This is a genomic window from Tessaracoccus sp., assembly GCF_016714275.1.
Classification (GTDB): domain Bacteria; phylum Actinomycetota; class Actinomycetes; order Propionibacteriales; family Propionibacteriaceae; genus Arachnia.
Genome location: NZ_JADJNP010000002.1, coordinates 645,108 through 667,741 on the forward strand (window position 1 = coordinate 645,108; position 22,634 = coordinate 667,741).

21 protein-coding genes are annotated in these 22,634 nt (G+C 68.6%); 8 read left to right on the top strand and 13 right to left on the bottom strand.

Features of this window, described 5'->3' with window-relative positions; translation table 11 throughout:
• Window positions 1-90: 90 nt before the first annotated feature.
• The 6 genes from IPJ61_RS11675 (at window position 91) to IPJ61_RS11700 (ending at window position 5,932) form a co-directional block, all read left to right on the top strand.
• Window positions 91-1,716 (top strand): DUF4091 domain-containing protein, encoded by a 1,626-nt coding sequence (locus tag IPJ61_RS11675; protein WP_297107342.1) that lies wholly within the window; start codon window positions 91-93, stop codon window positions 1,714-1,716.
• Between the two features lie 76 nt (window positions 1,717-1,792).
• Entirely contained in the window at window positions 1,793-2,179 is a 387-nt protein-coding gene (locus tag IPJ61_RS11680) for a DUF2809 domain-containing protein (protein ID WP_297107344.1), read from the top strand.
• 143 nt (window positions 2,180-2,322) lie between these two features.
• Window positions 2,323-2,505, top strand: a complete 183-nt coding sequence (locus IPJ61_RS11685) for a hypothetical protein (protein WP_297107347.1) — start codon at window positions 2,323-2,325, stop codon at window positions 2,503-2,505.
• A gap of 212 nt (window positions 2,506-2,717) precedes the next feature.
• Window positions 2,718-4,991: an excinuclease ABC subunit UvrA gene (locus IPJ61_RS11690; protein ID WP_297107351.1), complete on the top strand. Its 2,274-nt coding sequence runs from the start codon at window positions 2,718-2,720 to the stop codon at window positions 4,989-4,991.
• Between the two features lie 78 nt (window positions 4,992-5,069).
• Window positions 5,070-5,576: a GyrI-like domain-containing protein gene (locus tag IPJ61_RS11695; protein WP_297107354.1), complete on the top strand. Its 507-nt coding sequence runs from the start codon at window positions 5,070-5,072 to the stop codon at window positions 5,574-5,576.
• 17 nt (window positions 5,577-5,593) lie between these two features.
• A complete protein-coding gene (locus IPJ61_RS11700) occupies window positions 5,594-5,932 on the top strand; it encodes a VOC family protein (RefSeq protein WP_297107357.1) in 339 nt (112 codons plus the stop codon).
• Window positions 5,933-6,024: 92 nt separating this feature from the next.
• Here IPJ61_RS11700 and IPJ61_RS11705 read toward each other — a convergent pair whose 3' ends face one another.
• From IPJ61_RS11705 to purU, 10 genes are all read right to left on the bottom strand, one after another.
• Window positions 6,025-6,993 (bottom strand): GNAT family N-acetyltransferase, encoded by a 969-nt coding sequence (locus tag IPJ61_RS11705; protein WP_297107360.1) that lies wholly within the window; start codon window positions 6,991-6,993, stop codon window positions 6,025-6,027.
• Between the two features lie 160 nt (window positions 6,994-7,153).
• Complete coding sequence (locus tag IPJ61_RS11710; protein WP_297107363.1) at window positions 7,154-8,224, bottom strand: adenosine deaminase; 1,071 nt, start codon at window positions 8,222-8,224, stop codon at window positions 7,154-7,156.
• A 239-nt stretch (window positions 8,225-8,463) separates the two neighbouring features.
• Complete coding sequence (locus tag IPJ61_RS11715; protein ID WP_297107366.1) at window positions 8,464-8,859, bottom strand: cytidine deaminase; 396 nt, start codon at window positions 8,857-8,859, stop codon at window positions 8,464-8,466.
• A complete protein-coding gene (locus IPJ61_RS11720) occupies window positions 8,859-10,142 on the bottom strand; it encodes an ABC transporter permease (protein WP_297107369.1) in 1,284 nt (427 codons plus the stop codon). The genes IPJ61_RS11715 and IPJ61_RS11720 overlap by 1 nt, the downstream gene beginning before the upstream one ends.
• A complete protein-coding gene (locus IPJ61_RS11725; protein WP_297107373.1) occupies window positions 10,139-11,320 on the bottom strand; it encodes an ABC transporter permease in 1,182 nt (393 codons plus the stop codon). The genes IPJ61_RS11720 and IPJ61_RS11725 overlap by 4 nt, the downstream gene beginning before the upstream one ends.
• Window positions 11,313-12,863: an ABC transporter ATP-binding protein gene (locus IPJ61_RS11730; RefSeq protein ID WP_297107376.1), complete on the bottom strand. Its 1,551-nt coding sequence runs from the start codon at window positions 12,861-12,863 to the stop codon at window positions 11,313-11,315. The genes IPJ61_RS11725 and IPJ61_RS11730 overlap by 8 nt, the downstream gene beginning before the upstream one ends.
• A 117-nt stretch (window positions 12,864-12,980) precedes the next feature.
• On the bottom strand, window positions 12,981-14,099 hold the full coding sequence (locus tag IPJ61_RS11735; protein WP_297107379.1) for a BMP family lipoprotein: 1,119 nt from the start codon (window positions 14,097-14,099) through the stop codon (window positions 12,981-12,983).
• Between the two features lie 104 nt (window positions 14,100-14,203).
• Window positions 14,204-15,412 carry a phosphotransferase gene (locus tag IPJ61_RS11740; RefSeq protein WP_297107382.1) on the bottom strand — a complete coding sequence of 403 codons (1,209 nt, stop codon included), beginning with the start codon at window positions 15,410-15,412 and terminating at the stop codon, window positions 14,204-14,206.
• The gene (locus IPJ61_RS11745) at window positions 15,405-16,721 is read right to left on the bottom strand and encodes a hemolysin family protein (RefSeq protein ID WP_297107385.1); all 1,317 of its coding nucleotides are present in this window, start codon (window positions 16,719-16,721) and stop codon (window positions 15,405-15,407) included. Before IPJ61_RS11745 ends, IPJ61_RS11740 begins: the two co-directional genes overlap by 8 nt.
• Before the next feature lie 13 nt (window positions 16,722-16,734).
• Window positions 16,735-17,583: a formyltetrahydrofolate deformylase gene (purU, locus tag IPJ61_RS11750; RefSeq protein WP_297108166.1), complete on the bottom strand. Its 849-nt coding sequence runs from the start codon at window positions 17,581-17,583 to the stop codon at window positions 16,735-16,737.
• 118 nt (window positions 17,584-17,701) lie between these two features.
• Here purU and IPJ61_RS11755 point away from each other — a divergent pair, with 118 nt between their 5' ends.
• Complete coding sequence (locus IPJ61_RS11755) at window positions 17,702-18,052, top strand: DUF485 domain-containing protein (protein WP_297107388.1); 351 nt, start codon at window positions 17,702-17,704, stop codon at window positions 18,050-18,052.
• Entirely contained in the window at window positions 18,049-19,656 is a 1,608-nt protein-coding gene (locus IPJ61_RS11760; protein WP_297107391.1) for a solute symporter family protein, read from the top strand. Before IPJ61_RS11755 ends, IPJ61_RS11760 begins: the two co-directional genes overlap by 4 nt.
• A gap of 114 nt (window positions 19,657-19,770) precedes the next feature.
• On the opposite strand, the gene IPJ61_RS11765 is transcribed toward IPJ61_RS11760, so the two are convergent.
• The 3 genes from IPJ61_RS11765 to IPJ61_RS11775 all read right to left on the bottom strand — a co-directional run bounded on the left by IPJ61_RS11765 (window position 19,771) and on the right by IPJ61_RS11775 (window position 22,536).
• Window positions 19,771-20,760, bottom strand: coding sequence for a malate dehydrogenase (locus IPJ61_RS11765; RefSeq protein WP_297107395.1), 990 nt, complete (start codon window positions 20,758-20,760; stop codon window positions 19,771-19,773).
• A gap of 77 nt (window positions 20,761-20,837) precedes the next feature.
• Window positions 20,838-21,479, bottom strand: a complete 642-nt coding sequence (locus tag IPJ61_RS11770; protein WP_297107398.1) for a vitamin K epoxide reductase family protein — start codon at window positions 21,477-21,479, stop codon at window positions 20,838-20,840.
• Entirely contained in the window at window positions 21,460-22,536 is a 1,077-nt protein-coding gene (locus tag IPJ61_RS11775; RefSeq protein WP_297107401.1) for a LacI family DNA-binding transcriptional regulator, read from the bottom strand. The genes IPJ61_RS11770 and IPJ61_RS11775 overlap by 20 nt, the downstream gene beginning before the upstream one ends.
• Between the last annotated feature and the right edge of the window lie 98 nt (window positions 22,537-22,634).

Genomic DNA, 22,634 nt, shown 5'->3' on the forward strand with positions numbered 1-22,634 from the left:
TGGACATCGCTCCGGGGCCCTTCTTCGTGTGTGCGCGGCGCGACTGAGCGCGCCGTGTCTCCGCGCGCGACACAGGGAAAGATGGGCCGTATGCAGAGCACCGTCACCGCCGTCGTCACCCACTCGCTGACGAAGGTCACCGCCGACTGGAAGCCCACCGCCCCACTGACAGCGCTCACCGGCTGGTCCGGCGAACGCGTCTCCTTCCAGGTCGCCTGGCTGCCGCCGTCGACGCGCGGCCATGGTCCGCAGAACCGGGTCGAGGTCGAGGTCGACGGGGCTGGGCACGTCAGCCTGTTCGACGTGGAGCTCGTGCCGGTGCAAGCGCCGTGCTGGCCCGAGCACTCCACCGGGTACATCGCCGACCGCCCCGGCCTGTTGCCGGATCTGCTCCGCCCTCGGGCCGACGGCGCCCGCACCATGGCGCGGCACACCGGCTGGCACAGCGTCTGGGTGGATGTCGTGCTCCCCAGCGACGACCTGCGGGTCACGGTCCGCGACGGCGACACCCTGGTGCTCGACCACAGGATCGAGGTGCACACCGTCGAGCGCCCGGCAGCACCGCCGGAATTGACGGTGGCGCAGTGGTTCCACGCCGACTGCCTCGCCACCTACTACGGCGTAGACACGTGGAGCGAGGATCACTGGACGGCGATCGCCGGTCAGCTCCGCTCACTGCGGCGGTTGGGCGCGACGATGGCCCTCACCCCGGTGTGGACGCCACCGCTCGACACGGATGAGGGCATCGACCGCCGCACCACGCAGCTGCTCGACATCCGTCTGGCTGACGGCGTCTACCACTTCGGCCATGAGCGGCTCGACCGCTGGATGGCCCTACTCGCCGACGCGGGTATCGCCCAGGTCGAGGTGCCGCACCTGTTCACCCAGTGGGGCGCCAAGTACGCCCCGCAGGTGTGGGTCGAGGTCGACGGCGCGCCCGTGAAGCTCTTCGGCTGGCACACCCATGCCGACGACCCCGCCTACGTCGACTTCCTGGCCCAGGCGCTGCCGTTCTTGAAGGAGTACTTCGGGGCACGCGTCGGTCTGGAGAACACGTTCTTCCACGTGTCCGACGAGCCCAGCGAGGAGCATCTCGCCAGCTACCTGGCGGCGAAGGGCGCTGTCGGCTCGCTGCTGGACGAGTGCAGGCTGATCGATGCCCTCTCCGAGCACGAGTATGCGGCCCACGTACCCACCCCGATCGTGGCGACCAACGCCGTCGAGGGCTTCCGCAGGGCCGGCGTGGAGCCGGGGTGGGTGTACTACTGCATCTCGCAGAGCTGGGAGCTCTCGAACCGATTCATCGCGCTGGATGGCGTTCGCACCCGAGCGCTCGGCTGGCAGCTGTACAAGACCGGCGCCATCGGCTTCCTCCACTGGGGCTTCAACTTCTACAACTCCGTTCTCTCACGTCGCGCGATCAACCCCTTCGTCGACACCGCCGCGGGTGGCGGCTTCCTCAGCGGCGACGCGTTCATCGTCTACCCCGGGCCCGACCTCGAGCCGCTGGAGTCGCAGCGCCATCGCCTCATCGCCGACGCCATGCAGGACCTCGCCGCGGCGCAGCGGGCGGAGTCGATCCTCGGGCGCGACCAGGTGCTCGCCATCGTCGACCCAGACGGCGACCTCGACTACGCCACCGGATGGGTAAGCTCCGAGACCTGGCTGGAGCGTCGTTCCACCCTCGACGACGCGGCTCGGGCCGCACTGAACTGACTTCCTGGCCCCAGGGCCGACCGCGACGCGACCACAGGTGGACTCCCCTCCACCTCCCTCCTTCTAGGTTCAGTACATGGTCACCCGCTCCCGGCTCCGCATCGCCATTCTCATTCCGGTGGTGGTCGGGATCGGGTTGCTTGCCCGCCGGCTCCCGGGGCTTACCGGCGATGCCGCAGGTGGACTTCTCTACGCGACCCTGCTCTATCTCCTGGCCGCCTTCGTGGCCCCGCGGGCGCGCGCCCTCTCGTTAGTGACGGCGACTGCGGCGGTCGGAGTCCTGATCGAGTTGCTGCAACTGACGGGAGTTCCCGCAGTCCTCGGCAACGCATGGCCCTCCGCCAGGCTGGTGTTCGGTTCGACCTTCGCACCACTCGACCTCGCGTGGGCCGTAGCAGGGGCAGCGCTCGGGGCCCTCACGGACCTCGTCTCACGAAAGCGCAATGCTCACCAAGGTCGCTAGCTGCGCAGCGCAACACACACTGCTCTCCTTCTGTCAGACGTCTCCACTACCTTCACCCTCATCACGTACAGCGGAGGGCGGCGAGGATGACGAGTAGACGAGATGTCGTTGCCAGTGCGTATCGTCTGAACGGATCCAAGCCGGTGGCCTATCTCGACGAGACCTACAGCATGGACGATCGGTGGGCGAAGTTCTACGTCATGACCGCTGTCGTCGTGCAAGCGGATCTCCCTGACCTCGTCTGCAGCGCGTACCGCCAGCAGATCACAGCGAGGGACTCCACGTTGTTCGACCGCATCGAACACATCTGCCAGGTGTTGCCGTAAATGAAGCAGCCCCCGGCTGCCGTGGCTACACCGAGGGCCAATCCGGCTCACCTGAAGCGGGGCCGAGATCTTGCTACCTGCAACCTTACCCCGCCTGTCATCGCGCCTCAACCCTTCGACGCGGGGACTCGGCGTGAGGCACCGCGCCCTCGTTCCGCGTCGTCAGGCAGCGGCCGTTGGAACTGTCGGTGGTGGGTGCCATACTTCCCGTCATGCCTAACGGTCATGACAAGATCCTCGTGCGCGGCGCGCGCGTCAACAACCTGCGCGACGTCGATGTCGACATCCCGAAGCACCAGATGACGGTGTTCACCGGGGTCTCGGGGTCCGGCAAGAGCTCGCTCGTTTTCGGCACGATCGCCGCAGAGAGCCAGCGGCTGATCAACGAGACCTACCCGGCCTTCGTGCAGTCGTTCATGGCCAGCCCGGCGCGGCCCGACGTCGATCAGCTGGAGAACCTGTCGGCGGCCATCGTCGTCGACCAGGAGAGGATGGGCGCCAACTCCCGCTCCACCGTCGGCACGGCAACGGACGTCAACAATCTGATGCGGCTCGTGTGGTCTCGCCTCGGCACTCCCGAGGTCGGCCCCAGCTTCTTCTTCTCCTTCAACACCCCGCAGGGCATGTGCCCCGGGTGCGAGGGCAACGGGCGCGTGTCGGCGGTCGACGAGTCGCAGATCGTCAATCGCGACCTGTCGCTGAACGACGGCGCCATCCTCGTACCCGGCATGGGGGTCGGCACCTGGTACTGGAAGGGCTACGCCGAGAATCCCAACCTCAACCCCACCGTCCCGCTCAAAGACTTCAGCGCCGAGGACTGGGCCTACCTGATGTACCAGGAGCCCATCAAGGTGAAGGCGCTGGGCATGAACATGACCTATGAGGGCGTCATCCCGCGCGTGAAGCGCATGTTCCTGAACCCTGAGAAGGCGCCGGGACAGAAGCACGCGAAGGAGTTCGCGGACCGGATCGGCACGTTCCGGCCGTGCCCGGAGTGCAACGGCATGCGGCTGAACGAGGCCGCACGGACCGCCGAGGTCGAGGGCGTGACGCTGCCGACGGCGCTCAGCTGGCAGATCTCCGACCTCCGGCCCTGGGTCGATCGGTTGCGCGATGACAAGGCCGGAGACCGCGCCCGGCCGGTTCTGACGTCGCTCTCCGATCTGCTCGGCTCGCTGGTGGAGGTCGGCCTCGGCTATCTCTCGTTGGATCGCGAGTCCGGCACGCTGTCTGGCGGCGAGGCGCAGCGCGTCAAGATGGTGCGCCACCTCGGGTCCGCGCTCACCGACATCACGTACGTGTTCGACGAGCCCACCGTCGGTCTCCACCCGCACGACATCAACCGGATGACGGACCTGCTGGCCCGGCTCCGCGACAAGGGCAACACCGTGCTTGTCGTCGAGCACAAGCCGCAGGTGATCGCGCGGGCGGACCACATCGTCGACATCGGTCCCGGCGCCGGCACACACGGCGGCGAGATCACGTACACCGGAGACCTGGATGGCCTCCGCTCCTCCGGCACGCTGACGGGCGACCACCTCGACACCCGGCCGACGCCGCGGACGAAGCTGCGAACGCCCACGGGCGCCTTGGCGATTCGGGGCGCATCGACGCACAACCTGCAAGATGTGGACGTCGACATCCCCCTCGGCATCCTCACCGTTGTCACCGGCGTGGCGGGGTCCGGCAAGTCGAGCCTCATCCACGGCTCGATCGCCGACGGCTCGATGGCGAAGGCCGGGGAGGTGCGTGTCGTCGATCAGACCGCGATCCGCGGCTCGATCCGCTCGAACCCGGCTACCTACACCGGGCTGCTCGAGCCCATCCGCGCGGCGTTCGCGAAGGCGAACAAGGTCAAGCCCGCCCTGTTCAGCGCCAACTCGGAGGGCGCCTGCCCCAACTGCAAGGGTCTCGGCGTCGTATACACCGACCTCGGCATGATGGCCGGCATCGCCAACACCTGCGAGGTGTGCGAGGGCCGCCGCTTCACCGACGAGGTACTCCAGTACACGCTGCACGGCCTGAACATCGCGGAGGTGCTCGCCCTCCCCGTCTCCGAGGCGGTCAAGGTGTTCACCACGGGCATCCCGGGAAAGATCCTGCAGCGCTTGCAGGCTGTCGGCCTCGGCTATCTGCGCCTCGGCCAGCCGTTGTCCACGCTGTCGGGCGGCGAGCGCCAGCGAATCAAGTTGGCCATCAGGATGGGCGAGGGCGCGGGCATTTACGTGCTCGACGAGCCCACAACGGGCCTGCACATGGCCGACATCGAGGCGATGCTGCAGATGCTGGACCGCCTCGTCGACGAGGGCAACTCGGTGATCGTGATCGAGCACTCGCTGCCGGTGATGGCGCACGCCGACTGGGTGGTCGACCTCGGCCCCGGCGCCGGCCACGACGGCGGCCGCGTCGTCTTCGAGGGCACACCCGCACACCTCGCCGCCTCCGGAACTCTCACCGGCCAGCACCTCGCCGACTACCTGCCCTGACCCCGGAGGAAGGCGATGGCTTCTGCCGAGTAGGCTCAGCTCACCGCACCAGCACGACGACGAACAAGGGAGCGACCCATGACCACCGATGTGATGACAACAGGCCCCTGGCCGGAACCCGTCGTGGTCGATACCGACGCCGTCGCGCTTGCCGTTGTCCGGCACGAGGGCATGCGAATCGAGGGGCTGCCGGCCGCGTTCGACTCTTCCTACGGCCCGGTGATGGTCGCGCTCCAGGGCGCGGGCCTGATGCCGGTCGGGGCGGCGCTCGCGGTCTACGAGGGCGACCCGATGGCCGAGTTCGCGGTGGAGATCGGCTTCCCTGTTGACAGGCCGCTGCCTGCGACCGCCGAGGTCGACGGCCTCAGCGTCACCCCGTCCGAGATCCCTGCGGGTCGCGTTGCGATGCTCACCCATGTCGGCCCGTACGACGAACTGGGAGCCGCGTGGGGCCGCCTCATGACCTGGGCCGCGACCGAGGGCGTGACTCCCGGCGCGCGCTACGGCGAGATCTACGTCACCGAGCCAACGCCCGACGGCGATCCCACCCAGCTGCGCTCCGACCTCTTCCTCACCCTCGCCTGACGTCCTAGAGTGATCTCATGAGCCTCAACATCGGCATGGTCACCATCGACTCCTCGGACCCCCTCCCGCTCGCGAAATGGTGGGCAGAACGCCTGGGCGCCCCCATCGTGGAGGAGAACGACGGCTGGTTCGTCATGATCGGCTCGACGCCCATGCTGGCCGTTCAGCACGTCGAAGATCCCACCGACGGAAAGAACCGCATCCACCTCGATCTCAACACCGACGACGTGGATGCCACACTCGACGAACTGCTCAAGGCCGGCGCCACCCTCATCGGCGACCGCGGCGACGAGAACTTCCGCTGGGTCACCCTCGCGGACCCGCAGGGCAATCAGTTCTGCATCGCCAAGCACTGAGACGCTCCCCCAGCCGACGCTGCCGCGGTTTCCTGCCCAGGCTCTCGGACCTTTCGACGCGGGCTGCGGCTCTTCCGTCGCCGTGGCCCGGCTCAAGGAACGACGACGCGCCCAGGCGACAGATAGGCGTAGGTGTGGTGCTCGACGTAGCCCTCGGATGCGTAGAGACCCCGCGCGACGACGTTGTCGTCCTCGACTTGGAGCGCCAGATACCGCGCTCCGAGGCGGTGCGCCTCGACGGCGAGCGCGCGGGTCACGGCCCGGCCGAGGCCCTCGCCCCGCGCATCGGGCGAGACCTCGACGCAGGACAGGACGGCCCAACCGCGCGCCAGGGCCACCCGCCCCACGGCCTGGTCGCCGACCCGCAGGTACCGCGCGGGCGCCGCAGTGATCTCCGCGAGCCGGTCGGCGTCGACGTCGCCGCCCCGGTAGACCGCGAGCCACTCCTCGTCAGGCGAGTCCACGAGCACCGCCGGGGCCGAACCGGCGCTGGCCAGCTGTTCCGACAGCGCATCCTCCGGCGCGGCGTCAGTCGGGGACGATGAGGAGAGGCTCGCGGCGTCGGCGACCATAACGACGGTCGGAGAGGCGGCGCGCCACCCGAGCGCCAAGGCCTCTTCGGCGACTCGGCTGCCGACCACGGCCTGCAGCAGAAGCTGCGTACCGGCCCAATCGTTCGCCGCCGCCACCGCTTCGAGGAAGGGCATCCCCGGGTCTCCGACAGCGAGCACGGAGTTGGCCCGCTGCGTCCGTCCTCGGCCCGTCCTGATCGTCCACCCGCCGAGCCTCGCCCGTCGGAGCCCCGGCCAGGTGAGGTCGACCACGCGCTGCAGCGCATCCGCCGGCGATGCCGGGAGCACCGTGCGCTCGGGCACCTTGCGGACGGCCTCGGCCTCCGCCCGCGGCACCCACTCGGCCCCGCGGTCCTCGGGGAGGACGACCATCCACTCGTCGTTGGCCGCGACGAGGTGCCCCACGACGTCGGATAGCGCCCCCGACGGACGCCGCCGACGGATGCTCACCCGGGTCGCGTCAAGGCCGGGCGCTGGGATGATGGTCACGATGTCAGCCTATTGGCGGCCGGACTCGCGGCGCCAAGCCGCCCACACAGACTCAGCCCAAGTCCAGAGACCGGGCGCCAGACATTGGTTTCGACACGACGGCTCGCTAGCGCTCGCGCGTCGGCTCAACCAGCGGGGGTCGGCGCAACCAGCGGTAGGCTCAACCGATGGCGGCGTAGCCGGGGCGGATGACGCCGTCGATGATCGCCCGGCGCTCGGGCAGCGGCAGGAAGGCAGCGTTCATGGCCGCGAGGGTGCAGCGCTCGACATCGGCGAGGGTCCAGCCGAACGTCTCCGACAGGAGCGCGAACTCGCGGGACATGGTCGTGCGGCTCATCAAGCGGTTGTCACAGTTGACCGTGACGTTGAAGCCCAGGTTTTTCAGCAGGTCGATCGGGTGCTCGACCATCGTGGATGCGATGCCCGTCTGCAGGTTCGACGACGGGGACACCTCCAAGGGAACCTGCGCATCGCGCACGTAGGCCGCAAGGCGGCCGAGGACTGGGACACCGTCGACGATCGCGATGTCCTCGACGATCCGCACGCCGTGGCCGACGCGGTTCGCTCCGCACAGCTGCACGGCCTCCCAGATCGAGCCCGGGCCGTAGGCCTCGCCCGCGTGAATGGTGATGAACATGTTCGCGCGCTTCAACAGCTCGAACGCGGGCAGCCAGTGGGATGCGGGGAAGCCATCCTCAGCGCCGGCGATGTCGAAACCGCAGACGGAATCGTCGCGGAAATCGACGGCGAGCTGTGCGGTGTCGACGGTCGGCGCGACGTGGCGCATGGACGTGACGATCTGCCGCGCGACGATCCGATGGCCGAGCGCCTCGGCCTCGGCCATGCCCTCGGCGAGGCCGTCGCGAACCGCCTCGATGGCCTCCCTGCGCGTCAGCCCGCGCGACTCGTGCTGCTCCGGCGCCCACCGCGCCTCGGCGTACACCACGCCGTCGAGCGCCTGATCGACGACGAACTCCCGCGCCACCCGCGCCAGGTGCTCTCTGGTCTGCATCGCCGCGACGGTGTGGTCGAAGGTCTCCAGGTACCGGACGAGCGAGCCGGAGTCCGCCGCCTCGAAGAACCAGGTGCGGAGCTCGTCCGGCTCAGTGGTCGGAAGGTCATGGCCGGCCTCCGCGCAATGCGCGATCACGGTCTCGGGCCGCAGCCCGCCGTCGAGGTGGTCGTGCAGGGCGACCTTCGGCAGCCGACGGATCTGGTCAATCGAGAGCATAGTTTCCTTCCGGAGGAGGCGGCTAGTGGTCTGTCGCACCTAAAGGTACCGATCAGGACGCGGGGTCAGGCGGGATGAGCGACAAGGCGGAGGAGGGAGTCATAGCGGGGCACTACGTCGACCGACGACAACGACGTCAATCGCCCGCATGGCGCCGCGTACCGGTGCATTTAGGTGCGACGGGCCACTAGGTTTCGGACCTTTCGACACGGGCCCGGCGCTTCGCGCGCGGGCCCGGCTCAAGGAACGGCGTCAAGGTCGGCTGGGCCGAAGGCTTGAGGGAGCATCTGGTCCAGCGTGAGGATGCCGGCTGGCGTCTCAAGGAGCAGCCTCGGGCCGCCGAACTCGTTCAGGAGCTGACGGCACCGGCCGCAGGGCGTGATCACCTGGGACTGGCCGTTGACGCAGGTGAACGCCACCAGGCGCCCGCCCCCGGTGGCGGCCAGCGCCGACACCAGCCCGCACTCGGCGCACAGGCCCACACCGTAGGAGGCGTTCTCGACGTTGCAGCCGGTGACTACCCGTCCGTCGTCGACGATCGCCGCCGCGCCGACGGGGTAGTTGGAGTACGGCGCGTACGCCCGTGTCGCGGCCTCGATCGCGGCGGCGCGCAGCATTTCCCAGTCCACCGTCATCAGTGGCTCTTCACGAAGTGAACGCCATCAGCGGCGGGCGGACGCACCCTGCCGACGAGTCCGGCCACGGCGATGATCGTCGCCAGGTAGGGCAGCATCTCGATGAAGTGGCTGGGGATCGGCAGTTGCATGGGCTTCGTGGTCTGCGCGAGCGCGCGGGCGAACCCGAAGAACAGCGCGGTCAGTGCGCCGTAGACGGGATGCCAGCGGCCCATGATGACCGCGGCGAGCGCGATGAAGCCGTTGCCCGCCGTCAGGCCCTCCTGGAAGGCGCCCACCGAGCCGATCGTGAAGTACGCGCCGCCAAGCCCTGCGAAGAGGCCGCCGAGCAGCACGGCGACGGTCTTGGTGCGCACCACGGGGATGCCGACGGTGTCGGCCGCGTGGGGATGCTCGCCGACCGAACGGACGCGCAGACCCCACTTCGTGCGGAAGAGCAGGAACCACACGATCGCCACGGACAGGAACGCCAGGTAGGTCAGCGGGCGCTGCGTGAACAGGATCGGGCCGAGGAACGGGACCTTGTCCAGGCCCGGCACCCCCACCGGAAGCATCGGCCGCACCGCTGAGTAGGTGCCGGGGTCCTTCTCCACCAGCTGTTGGTAGATGAACCCGGTGAGCCCGGCCGCCAGCACGTTGATGACGACGCCGATGATCACGTGGTCGACGAGGTAGCGCAGCGCGAAGAGCGTCAACACGGCGGACATGAGCACGCTGGCGAGGGCCGCTGCGAAGAGCGCCGCGAGGAACGACTTCGTGAGCGAGTAGGTCAGCGAGGCCGCGAACGCTGCGGTCAGGAACTGGCCCTCGATCGCGATGTTGACCACGCCTGCGCGCTCGGCGAGCACGCCGGCGAGGACGCCGAAGAACAGCGGCGTCGCGTACTCGAGCGTCAGGTTGAGCTGGCTGGTGAGCGTGAAGGGCAGGTCCGAGCTTGCGGCCCCCCACACGATGAAGCCGACGAGGACTCCGACCCCGGCGACGACGGCGGCGACGACGCGGAGCCGTCGATCGAGCCGCCCGCTGAGCAGGCCGATCCCCGCGCCCAGCACCAGCAGCGCGCCGAGGAGCACCGTCGGCGTGCCCGGCAGAGTGACCTTCGGCAGCTGCACCTCGTCGAACGCGTCCGACAGCGCAATGACACCGGCGTGCTGCACCGTGAATGCCATCAGCGCGAGGAGGGCGCCGATCACCACGACGAGGATTCCGGTGGAGAGGCGCTGCGCGCGCGCCTCGGGCGACTCGACCCGCCGGGCCTCCACGACGAGGGTTTCCACGCTCATGCCTGGGCCGCCTTCGCTGCCGTCGGGGCTGCGGACTTCGGTTTCCGTTCCCGGAGGAACGGGAGGATGGCGACGACGAACGCCGGCGCGGCGACGAACAAGACGATCAGCGCCTGGATCAGGTCCGTCAGCTTGTCCGGCGTCCCGGCCATGGTGATCATGGTGCGCCGCGACGCCTTCAGCGCGCCGAACAGCAGGCCCGCGAGGACCACCCCGAGCGGACGCGAGCGGCCGAGCAGCGCGACGGTGATGGCGTCGAAGCCGAGCGTCCCGATGATCGTTCCCGTCATCTGCGTGGGCGTCCCGGTGAGCAGCTGCGGCGCGGTGACCATCATGACGCCGCCGAGGCCCGCGAAGGCGCCCGCCAGCAGCATGGTGATGATGGTGACGCCCTGGACGCTCGCGCCGGAGACGGCGGCGGCGTCCGGGTTGAGGCCCACGGCCTTCAGCTGCACGCCGAACTTCGTCCGCTCCAGCAGCCACCAGACGACGAACGCCGCCAACAGCGCGATGAAGAACCCGAGGTGCAGGCGCGTCCCCGCGAGCCGCGGCATGGTCGCGGTCCACTCGAGCACGGGCGAGATGGGATCGTTGCGGCCGGGTGCCTGGAAGGCCTTCTGCAGCATCAGGTAGGCGAGCAGGTTGGCGGCGATGTAGTTCAGCATGATCGTGAGGATGACCTCGTGCGCGCCGGTGCGGGCCTTCAGCACGCCGACGATGCCGCCCCAGATCCCGCCGGCGACGAGGCCGACGAGGATGACCAGCGGCAGGTGGAGGAAGATCGGCAGCCCCTTGATGCTGAACCCCGCGTATGCCGCAACGAGCGCCGCGACCATCGCCTGGCCCTGCGCGCCGATGTTGAACAGCCCCGCGCGGAACGCGATGGCGACGGCGAGGCCAGCGGCGATCAGCGGAGTGGCCTCCGCCGTCGTGTTGGTGATGTTGACCCAGTTGCCCATCGAGCCGTACCACATGGCGTAGAACGTGGTGGCGATCTTGTTCCAGCTGGCGCCGAGCGCGTCACCCGGGCGGCGGAAGAAGTAGGCCCACTTCGCGGCGACCTCCGCGTCCGAGATCACCATGATGATCGCGGCGACGATGAACGCCAGCACCATCGACGCCACGGTGATGACGGTCGTCTGCACCCAGGCGGGGCGGGCCCGCACGTTGTCACTCATGGCTCTCCTCCACTGTGGCGACGGCGTCCTCGTGGCTGATCCCGGCCATCATCAGGCCGAGCACGTCGCGCGGGGTGTCGGGACCGACGATGCCGACGATCCTGCCGCGGTACATCACGGCGATCCGGTCGGCCAGCGACTCGACCTCCTCCAGCTCCGTCGACACGATCAGCACGGCGGTGCCCACGTCGCGCTCCTCGACGATGCGCTTGTGCAGGAACTCGATGGCGCCGACATCGACGCCGCGGGTCGGCTGGCTGGCCAGCAGCAGGGAGAGCGGGCGGGACAGCTCCCGCGCGAGCACCACCTTCTGCTGGTTGCCGCCGGACAGCGCGTTCACCGGCTGCGCGTAGGACTCGGAGCGGATGTCGAACTCCTGGATGCGGGCCACCGCGTTGTCGGCGATCGCCTTCAGCTGCAGCGAGCCGCCGCGCGAGTACGCGTCGAGGTTGTTGAGCACGAGGTTCTCGGCGATGCTGAACTCGCCGACGAAGCCGTCGCGGTGCCTATCCTCCGGCACGAAGCCGAGGCCGGCCTTGATTGTCTTCGCGGGGCTGGCGTGCGTGATGTCGACACCGTCGAGGGTCGCGGTGCCGCTGAGCGGGGTCATGGTGCCCAGCAGGGCCTCCGCGAGTTCGGTCTGCCCGTTGCCCTGCACGCCCGCGATGCAGACGATCTCGCCGCCGCACACGGTGAGGCTCAGCCCGTCGACGGCGACCGCGCCGGAGGGGCTGGCCACGGTCAGGTCGCTGATCACCAGCCGCTCGTCTCCTGGGGTCGCCGGTTCCTTGTCCACCTGGAGCGAGACGGACCGGCCGACCATCATGGCCGCCAACTCGCCCTCCGGCGCGCCGGGATCGGCCGAGCCGACGACCTTGCCGCGGCGGATGACGGTGATGTCGTCTGCCACCGCCCGCACCTCGCGGAGCTTGTGGGTGATGAACACGATGGCGCGGCCCTCGTCGCGCAGGGACCGCATGACCTGCATAAGCTCGTCAATCTCCTGCGGCGTCAGCACCGCGGTGGGCTCGTCAAAGATGAGGTACGTGGCATCGTTGGCCAGCGCCTTCAGGATCTCGACCCGCTGCTGGATACCGACTGGGAGGTCCTCTACGAGCGCGTCGGGGTCGACGTCGAGGTTGTAGCGGTCGCTCAGCTCGCGGACCCGCGCCCGAGCCGCGTTCAGGTCGAGCAGGCCGGCACTGCCGGGCTCGCGGCCCAGCACCATGTTCTCGGCCACGGTGAAGACGGGGATCAGCATGAAGTGCTGGTGCACCATGCCGATGCCCGCGGCCATAGCCTGCTTCGGGTTGCCGAGGGTGAGCACATGCTCGCCCAGCCGGATCTCTCCCTCGTCGGGGGCCAGCAGGCCGAAAAGGATGTTCATCAGCGTGGACTTGCCCGCGCCGTTCTCGCCGAGCAGGCAGTGGATCCGCCCGGGAACCACATCGATGCTGATCGCATCGTTGGCGGTCAGCGAGCCGAAGCGTTTCGTGATGCCGTCCAGCGACAGCACCGGGGCCTTCGTAGCCGTAGCGGTCACCAATCCTCCTTCGCCGACGATGGCGTGTCGATCAACCTAACGCCACCATCCGACATGCCGGGCAGAAATGTGGGGAGGGGCGCCGCGCTGCGCCCCTCCCCTGCTCATTTTCTTGTACTACTTCGGCTGGCTCGGCGAGGCGATCGTGATCGTCCCGCTGATGATGTCGGCCTTCACCTGATCCAGCTCCGCCTGCAGACCCTCGGGCATCTCGGCCTCGAAGTCGTGGAACGGGGCGAGCGAGACGCCGCCATTCTCCAGGGTGCCGACGTAGGGATCGGAGGAGAAGGTGCCGTCCTTGGCCGCCTTGATCACGTCGAACACCGCGACGTCCATCGCCTTCGCGACCGAGGTCATGATGACGGAGGCGAAGTCGGGCTGCGAGATAAAGCCGTCGGTGTCGACCCAGATCGCGCTGACCTTGCCGTTGCTCTCCTGGGCGGCCTGGAGCGCGCCCGAGCCCGAAGGACCGGCAACCGGCATGATGATGTCGGCGCCCTGAGAGATCAGCGTGGCCGCGGTGTTCTTGCCACCGGGCACGTCATCGAACGGCGCGTTGCCGCCGATGAACTGGCCGTCCTGCTTGTCGGCATCCCAGCCGACGACCTTGACTGTCGTGCCCTTCTCCTTGTTGTGGTAGGCGACGCCCTCGGCGAAGCCATCCATGAAGATGGTGACGGTCGGGTAGGCGGTGCCGCCGAAGGTGCCCACGGTGCCGGTCTTGGTCATCGCGGCCGCGGCGTAGCCGGCCATGAAGGCGGACTCGGCGGTGTTGAACAACAGGCCCTTGGCGTTGTCGACGCCCTCGAAGCTGCCGTAGTCGACGATCGCGAACTTGACGTCGGGGTTCTGCTTCGCCGCAGCCTCGGTGGCGCCAGACAGCGCGAAACCCACGGTGATCACGAGGTTGCAGTTGGCGTCGATCATCGCCTGGACGTTGCCCGCGTACTGGTCCTCGGCGGTGGACTGGATCTCGCCGATGGCGATTCCCAGCTCACTCTCGGCCTTCTTCAGGCCGTTGTATGCGGTCTCGTTGAACGACTTGTCGTCGAAGCCGCCGGCGTCGGAGACCATGCAGGCCTTGAAGTCGGAGGTGGCCGGCGGGGCGCTCTGGCTGGTATTGGTGGCACCCGGCGCCGGAGAGTTGGTGGTCTGGCCGGGCGGCTCCGCGCAGCCGGCGAGGGCGATAGCCGAAGCGCTGGCCAGCGCGAGGAAGCTCAGCATGGACTTCTTCACGAAGATCCTCCTTGGTATTGAGTTGACGTCTCGACTCTAGCGGTGCGCGACGCGCCGTGTTATACCGGGCGCGCGGTCGTTATGGAAACGGTACCTTCGGCCGCTCAACTGACGACTTGACGCACAAGCGCACCCGCCGCGCGCACCATCGCGACGGTCTGCTGACGCCAGTCGGTCTCCTGGCCACGGTACGGGCCGGTGGCGAGCGAGATCACGACGGCGGCGGCCCGTAGCCGCAGCTCCACCGGGTCGACCCGCTTGTCGAACACCGGCACCCACCGCCCGAGCAACTCGCGGACCCGGCTCTCCTGGCGGGCGTTCATCCGCTGGATGGTCGAGAGGTGACCGATCAGGCAGGCCAGGTCGTCGGCGCGCCTGCCGGGGCCGATGGTGTCGACGTCGAGCATCCCGACGATCCTGCCGCGTTCCACGCTCAGCTGGCCCTCATGCAGGTCACCGTGGGTGGGTTCGTCGCCCAAGGGATACGATGCGAGGCCGGTCGTAATCTGCTCGACGAGCCGCGACAGCTCGTTGTCCAACTCGGGGAGGGTCGCCGTGACCATCCGCGCGTAGTGGCCGACGGCGTCGGCCCACGGCGGGCGCCGCTCCAGTCGCGATACCGCGGGCGGCATCGCGTCCAGCAGCTCGACGATGTCCTCCGGCCGGCATGGCTCGTCCCCGTCGAAAAGGGCATGTGCCAGCGGGACACCGGGCAGCTCACGCGTGACGAGCAGCTGGTCGTCGGTCGCGAGTAGCACCTCGGGAGCGGGAACCCCGCCCTCGCGGAGCAGCGTGTGGCGGCGGACGACGTCGGAGAAGACCCGCGGCCGCAGCACCTTGACGTACAGCGTCTCCGCCGGCTCTGCGAGGTCGACGCGCACGACGGCTCGGCGCCGCGGCCGATAGCCGATCATGGTGAGACTCAACCGCTCCGCGGCAGGAAGGCCGCCGAAGACCGGGGCCAGCGCCTCCGTCATCTTCTCCGCATAGGCCGCGCGGGGCAACCCAGGCAAGTCCGGGTCGTTCGGGTACAACCACACCGCCACCCGACGAGACCCGTCCTCGAAGACGTGTGCGCGCTCGTCCGACGGCGACAGTTCCCCCGTTCGAGCGCTCACGCCCAGCAACTCGGTCCGCTCGCCGTGCGGCCAGGCCACGACCGCCAGGTAGGTTGCGGTGGTCGACGCCGCCGGCGCCGAGTCGACATGCTCAAGCGTCCAGCTGACCAGGTCGCCGCCTTGATGGGCAACGGCCGCGCGCAGCAGCGGCCCCACCCCTGACCCCGTGAGAAGCGCCAAACCGTCGTCAGACATCGGTCGCCGCCTCGGGGAGCGAGCTCTTGACGAGGCCGATCCGCGCAGCGCGGCGCCCATCCAGCTCCGACACCCGGAACGTGAATACGGCACCTTCGCCCTCGGGGTCATTGTCCGGGGCCAGCACGACGGAGACCTCGTCGCCAAACTGTGGCAGCGCCCCCAGCCGAGCCATGACGTATCCGGCGACCGTGTCGTACGGACCGTCCGGGAGCACATACCCGACGACGTCGGCGAACTCCTCGATCGTGGTGAGCCCGTCGATCTCGTCGACCTCTGCCTCCTGCTTCGGGTCCTCGTCGTATTCGTCTGTGATGTCGCCGATCAGCTCCTCGACGAGGTCCTCCATGGTCACGATCCCGGCGGTGCCGCCGTACTCGTCGCGGACGATGGCCAGGTGCGAGCGCGCGGCGCGCATCGAGGACAGCGCCCGGAGGATCTTGACTGTCTCGGGCAGCGACAACACCTCGCGCGCGAGGCTGCGCACGGTCCGGTTCCTGTCCGGGCCCTCGACCTCCATGAGGTCACGGATATGCAGGAACCCGACGATCCGGTCCGCCCCGCCGTCGGTGACCGGGTAGCGGGAGTGGGCCGCGCCGCGCACCTCGCGGTACGCCTGCGCGATGGGCATGTCGGCGGGCAGGAAGTCGACCTCCGTGCGCGGCACCATCACCTCGCGCAGCGTGCGCTCCCCTGCGTCGAACACCTCGTCGACGATCCGCTGCTCCTCCGCACCCAACGTCACCGACGACGACACCATGGCCCGCAGCTCCTCGTCACTGACCTGGTCCTTCGCGAGGTGGGGGTCGCCACCGAGCAGCCGGACCAGGAAGTTGGTGGAGCGGTCGAGGAACCAGATGACGGGACGGGTGAACCGCGCGATGCCCGCGACCAGCGGCGCCAACGCTAGCGCGAACGCCTCCGCGCGCTGCATGGCGAGGCGCTTGGCCGTCAGCTCGCCGATCACGATGGAAAAGTAGGAGATGGCGACGGTGACCAGCACTAGCGCCGCCGGATGGGCCACCGGCGCGGGCAGGCCCCAGCGCACGAACACCGGGGTCAGCGCCTCTGCGATCGTCGCGCCGCCGAACGCGGCGGACAGGAACCCGGAGACCGTCACGCCGATCTGCACGGATGAGAGGAAAAGGTTGGGGTTGGATGTCAGCGACTCGATCGCGCGACCACGTGTGCCCTTCGTGGCCAACTGCCGGATCTGGGACTCCCGCAGCGTGACCATCGCCATCTCCGCGGCGGCGAACACGCCGCCCACGAGGATGAACAGGAAGACCAGCGCGATGTCTGCCCCCATTTCCGCACAGACCTCAGCGGAAGATGACGGTGCGGTCGCCGTCGGCGAGCACCCTGTGCTCAGCGAACAGGCGGACCGCCTCCGCGAGGGTCTGCGATTCCTGGGCCTGCCCCTTGCGGACGAGCTTCGCCACGTCCATCGTGTGGTCGACGCGCACCACGTTCTGCTCGATGATCGGCCCCTCGTCCAGGTCGCCCGTGACGAAGTGCGCTGTCGCACCGATCAGCTTCACGCCGCGCGTGTGCGCCTGCCGGTAGGGGTTCGCGCCCTTGAAGCCAGGCAGGAAAGAGTGGTGGATGTTGATGGCGCGGCCGGCGAGGAACTCGCACAGTTCGGGACTGAGGATCTGCATGTAACGCGCGAGGACCACGAGCTCCACGTCCTGCTCCTCGACAACCCTGCGCACCTCCTCCTCGAACTCGGCCTTCGTGTCCGGGGTCACGGCGCGGCTGGTGAAAGGTACGCGGTAGAACTCGGCCATCGGCGAGAGGACGTCGTGGTTGGCCATGATGCCGACGACGTCGACGGGCAGGTCCCCGCCCTGCCAGCGGAAGAGCAGGTCGTTCAGGGCGTGCCCGGCCTTCGACGCCAGGATCAGCGTGCGCGTGGGGCGCTGGGCGTCGTCGACGCGCAGTCGGGCGTCGAACCCCGCGGTCGTCTCCCCGATCGCCTGGATGAGCGCATCAGCGCGCGCGCCGTCGACCTCGATGCGCGTGAAGAAGTGGCCGGAATCCGGCGACGAGAACTGCTGCAACTCCGTGATGTTGCCTCCGGCAGCGACGATGCCCGCGGTGATGGCGTGGACGATGCCGGGCCGGTCCGGGCAGTCGAGGGTGACGACGAGCTGATGCATGGGGGCAATGGTAACGGGCGACACAGACAGGACCGATTTGCTCGAATGGCGGCAGAAAATGGCGCGCATTGATAACGTCGACCATAGCGCAACGCGGCGCACTATATCACAGGATTGCATGAAAAACATGGACAAAAGCTCTTTTGACACTCCCGGAGGCACGATTCCTCCCGAGGAGTTCCGACGGGTACAGGCCTCTCCCGAGTTCGCGCACCTAAAGCGCGTGTTCCGCTCCTTCGCCTTCCCCATGACCGCCGTCTTCTTGATCTGGTATCTCGCCTACGTGCTCGGATCGATCTTCGCCAAGGACCTGATGATGATGTCGGTGTTCGGCAACGTCACCGTCGGCTTCCTCTTCGGCATCGGGCAGTTCGTCAGCACCTTCCTCATCACGTGGCTCTACATCAGGCACTCCAACAGAAAGGTCGACCCGGTAGCCAAGCAGCTGCGCGACCAGCTTGAGAGGAGCGCCCGATGAGACTCCTGGAGACCACCCAGATGGGCAACCCGGTGATCAACATCGCCATCTTCGCGGCGTTCGTCGTCGTCACGATGTTCGTGGTCATCCGCGTCACCCGTGGCGGCAAGAAGAAGGCGGGCGACTTCTACACCGGCGGCGCCCAGTTCGACGGCCGCCAGAACGGTTTCGCCATCGCGGGCGACTACCTGTCGGCCGCCTCCTTCCTCGGCATCGTCGGCGCCGTCGCGCTCTACGGCTACGACGGCCTGCTGTACTCCGTCGGCTTCCTCGTCGCCTGGCTCGTGGCGCTCCTGCTCGTCGCCGAACCGCTGCGCAACACCGGCAAATACACGATGGCCGACGTCCTCAGCTTCCGCATGCGGCAGAAGCCCGTGCGGCTCGCGGCGGCCATCTCCACGCTGGCCGTCTCCTTCTTCTATCTGCTCGCGCAGATGGCCGGCGCCGGCGGACTCGTCTCGCTGCTGCTGGGCATCAACTCGGCGGTGGGTCAGAACCTGATCATCGCGCTCGTCGGTCTGCTCATGGTCGGCTACGTGCTGATTGGCGGCATGAAGGGCACCACCTGGGTGCAGATGATCAAGGCCGTGCTGCTGATCCTTGGCGCCGCGATCATGACGATCTGGGTGCTGGCGCTCGCCGGGTTCAACATGTCGACGCTGCTCGGCAACGCGATCGAGACCACGGCGGCGCAGGGCTCGACCGTCAACCTGCTGGCCCCGATGGAACGCTACAAGGATCCCGTCGCGCTGGTCTCGATGGGCATCGCGCTCGTCCTCGGCGCCTCAGGTCTCCCTCACGTGCTGATGCGCTTCTACACCGTCCCGACGGCCAAGGAGGCCCGCCGCTCGGTGACCTGGGCGATCGGCCTGATCGGCGCGTTCTATCTGTTCACGATGGTGCTCGGCTACGGCGCCGCGTGGCTGGTCGGCCCGGAGAAGATCGCGACCATGCCGGGCAAGGCCAACGCCGCCGCGCCTGCGCTGGCGTTCGAGCTGGGCGGCGCCATCCTGATGGCGATCATCGCCGGCGTCGCCTTCGCCACGATCCTCGCGGTGGTCGCCGGCCTCACCATCACGGCGTCGGCCTCGTTCGCGCACGACATCTACAACTCGGTCATCAAGGACGGCAAGGCCGACCCGGCCAAGGAGGTGAAGGTCGCGCGCTGGACCTCGGTCACAATCGGCCTGATCGCCATCGTCGGCGGCATCGCGGCCAACGGCCAGAACATCGCGTTCCTCGTCGCACTGGCCTTCGCCGTCGCCGCCTCGGCGAACTTGCCGTCGATCCTCTACTCGCTGTACTGGAAGAAGTTCTCGACGGCGGGCGCGGTGTGGTCCATCTTCGGCGGCCTGATCACGGCCGTCGGCCTGATCATCTTCTCCCCCGCCGTCTCCGGCAACAAGGCGGCGATGTTCCCGAACGCTGACTTCGCGTGGTTCCCGATCGACTCCCCGGCCATCGTGTCGGTGCCTGTCGGCTTCTTCCTCGGCTGGCTGGGGTCGGTGCTGAAGCCCGACGGCGACACCTACGCCGACCAGGGCGCCGAGATGGAGGTCCGCTCCATGACCGGCGCCGGCGCCGAGGGCGCCATCGACCACTGACCGCAGCCACAACGGCCCGCCCCGAGATTGGGGCGGGCCGTTGTGGTCGCGTCTCTTGGTTTCGACAGGGACACTCGGCTAGCGCCTCGTGTCCCCGGGGCCACCAACGGTGGGTCAGATCAGGCCGAGCTCGGTGACCGCGGTCCGCTCGTCGACCAGCTCGGCAACCGAGGCGTCGATCTTCGCGCGCGAGAAGTCGTTGATCTCGAGGCCCTGGACGATCTCGTACTTGCCGTCGACGACGGTGCACGGGAACGACGAGATGAGGCCCTCGGGCACGCCGTAGGAGCCGTCCGACGGCACGGCCATCGAGACCCAGTCGCTGTCCGGGGTGCCCAGCACCCAGTCGCGCATGTGCTCGACGGTCGCGTTCGCGGCCGACGCCGCCGACGACAGCCCGCGGGCCTCGATGATGGCGGCGCCGCGCTTGGCGACGGTCGGGATGAACGTGTCGGAGATCCACGCCTGATCGTCCACGGCCTCGGCGGCGCTCTTGCCGCCGACCAGCGCGTTGAACAGGTCCGGGTACTGCGTTGCGGAGTGGTTGCCCCAGATGGTCATGTGCGAGATCTCGGTGACTGACACACCGAGCTTGGCCGCGAGCTGCGACAGCGCGCGGTTGTGGTCAAGGCGGGTCAGCGCGTTGAACCGCTCTGCGGGGATGTCCGGAGCGTTGCGCTGCGCGATGAGCGCGTTGGTGTTGGCCGGGTTGCCGGTCACGAGCACCTTGACGTCGTCCGCCGCCACGTCATTCAGCGCCTTGCCCTGCGCGGTGAAGATGGCGCCGTTGGCCGACAGCAGATCGCCGCGCTCCATGCCAGCCTTACGCGGCATCGCGCCGACCAGCATGGCGAGGTTCACGCCGTCGAACACCTTGCGGGGGTCATCCCCGATCTCGATGTTCACGACGTTGCCGAACGCGCAGTCGTCGAGCTCCATGACGACGCCCTCGAGCGCCTTCAGCGCCGGCGTGATCTCCAGCAGCCGCAGTTCGATAGGGCGATCGCCCAGGAGCGAGCCGCTCGCGATGCGGAAAAGCAGGCTGTAGCAGATCTGTCCGGCGGCGCCGGTTACGGCAATCTTGACGGGAGCCTCAGTGCTCACTTGGGTGTCCTCTCGGGAGGGGGTTGTCCGGTTGCCCTGACTCTACCGCTCCGGACCGACGCGCGCGCTGCGGGGTGTCAGAGCACCCCGAGGGTCCACTTCAGCACCTCGACGAGGACGACAAGGGCCAACCATGCCATCAGCGTGATGGTCATCCAGCCGTCGCGCTGGAACGCCAGCGCCCGCTCCTGCCACTTCGGCGAAAGGTAGAGGTTGCCCTCAAGGATGTTCCACTGCGTCATTGACCAGAACACGAAGGTGGTCGAGACGGTGACGAGGATGCACCAAGGGCACAGCGCGCCGATCACGAACGTCGACTGGAACAGCAGCCAGTAGGCGAAGATCACGCCCAGCAGATAGATCGCGTTGGCCGTGAACATGAACCACTTGGGGAAGCGCGTCTTCCAGAGCGATGCGACGGCGATGGTCATCACCACCGGCTCCGAGATCAGGCCGAGGAACGCGTTGGGGAACCCGAAAACCTTCGCCTGCCAGGTGAGCGCGACCTTCGCGCAGTCGAAGGTCGCGTTGAGCTGGCAGCCGAGCGCCGCGTCGGGATCGGCGGCGAGCACGAGGGCGTCGTAGGAGAGGACGAAGGACGCGACGAGGCTGAGCGTCGCGAACAGCAACATCTCCCCGAACAGGAAGTAGCGGGAGCGCAGCGGCGGCGTCGGGCGCGGGTCTACTGTCTCGGCGACGTCAGCTTCGGGGAGCGGCATGCGTGCCATCGTACGTGCTGGCCATCTCGGCCGGTAACGGCGGCCGGGGTGGGGCTGCGGTGTCGCGCACCACCAATCGCGGCCGGACGACGAGCTCCTGTGCGGGCCTGCCCGCGATCCGGGCAAGCGCCATGTCGACGGCGGCCCGCGCGATCTCGGCGGCGTCCTGCGAGACCGTTGTCAGCTGCACGTGGGGGAAGTCCGCGAGTCGCGAGTCGTCGTAGCCCATCACAGAGAGGTCGCCCGGGATCCGGACGCCCGTCCTATTGGCGTACTGCAGCACACCGCTGGCGCAGCGGTCGTTGAACGCGATCACCGCCGTCGGCGGCTTCGGGCGCGCCAGCAGCGCCTGCACGCCGCGGGCTCCGTCCTTCTCCTCGGGGCCGCCCTCGATCACATCGGCCAACTCGCCGAGGCCGAGCCTGCGCATCGTGCGGCGGTAGCTCGCGCGGCGGTCCGCGCTGCCGGGCGCCTCCGCGCCGTCGATGTGCGCGATCCGTAGGTGGCCCAGCTGTGCGAGGTACTCGACCGCGGCCCGCATGCCCGCCGCGTCGTCGCCCCGCACGACGGCGACGCCGGGGGCCTTGATCCGCCGCGCCACGGCGACGACCGGGATCCGCTCGGCCCACCTCTTCATGTCGGGCACGGAACTCTCCGGCCCGAGCATCACGATGGCGTCGCACCGCGCGCGGATCAGCGACTCGACGGCCACCGCCTCGCTCCGGGTCGGCGCGACGGCGCTGAGCGCGACGTCGTAGCCCGTGGTAGCGGCGGCGAGGTAGATCTGCTCGACGACATCGCCGTGGAACGGCTGCTGCAGCTCGTACGTGATGCCGATCAGCTTGGCCTCGGTCTGCCGCAGCTTGCGCGCGCGGTCGTCCGGGACGTAGCCCATCTCCGCGGCGACGGCGAGCACGCGGGAGCGGGTGGACTCGCTCGCGCCCGCCGCGTCGCGCATGACGATCGACACCAGCTGCCGCGACACCCCTGCGGCGCGGGCGACGTCGCTCATCGTGGGGCGGCGGCCGGCCATCTCAGGCGTCGGCGTCTCCGGCATCCCGCGCTCCTCCTTCCACACGCAGCTCAGGCCCGACAGCCTATCCCGGCGCGACGCGCCGGAGTTGACGCGACGAGCCCCTAGGCTGCAAACTAGCA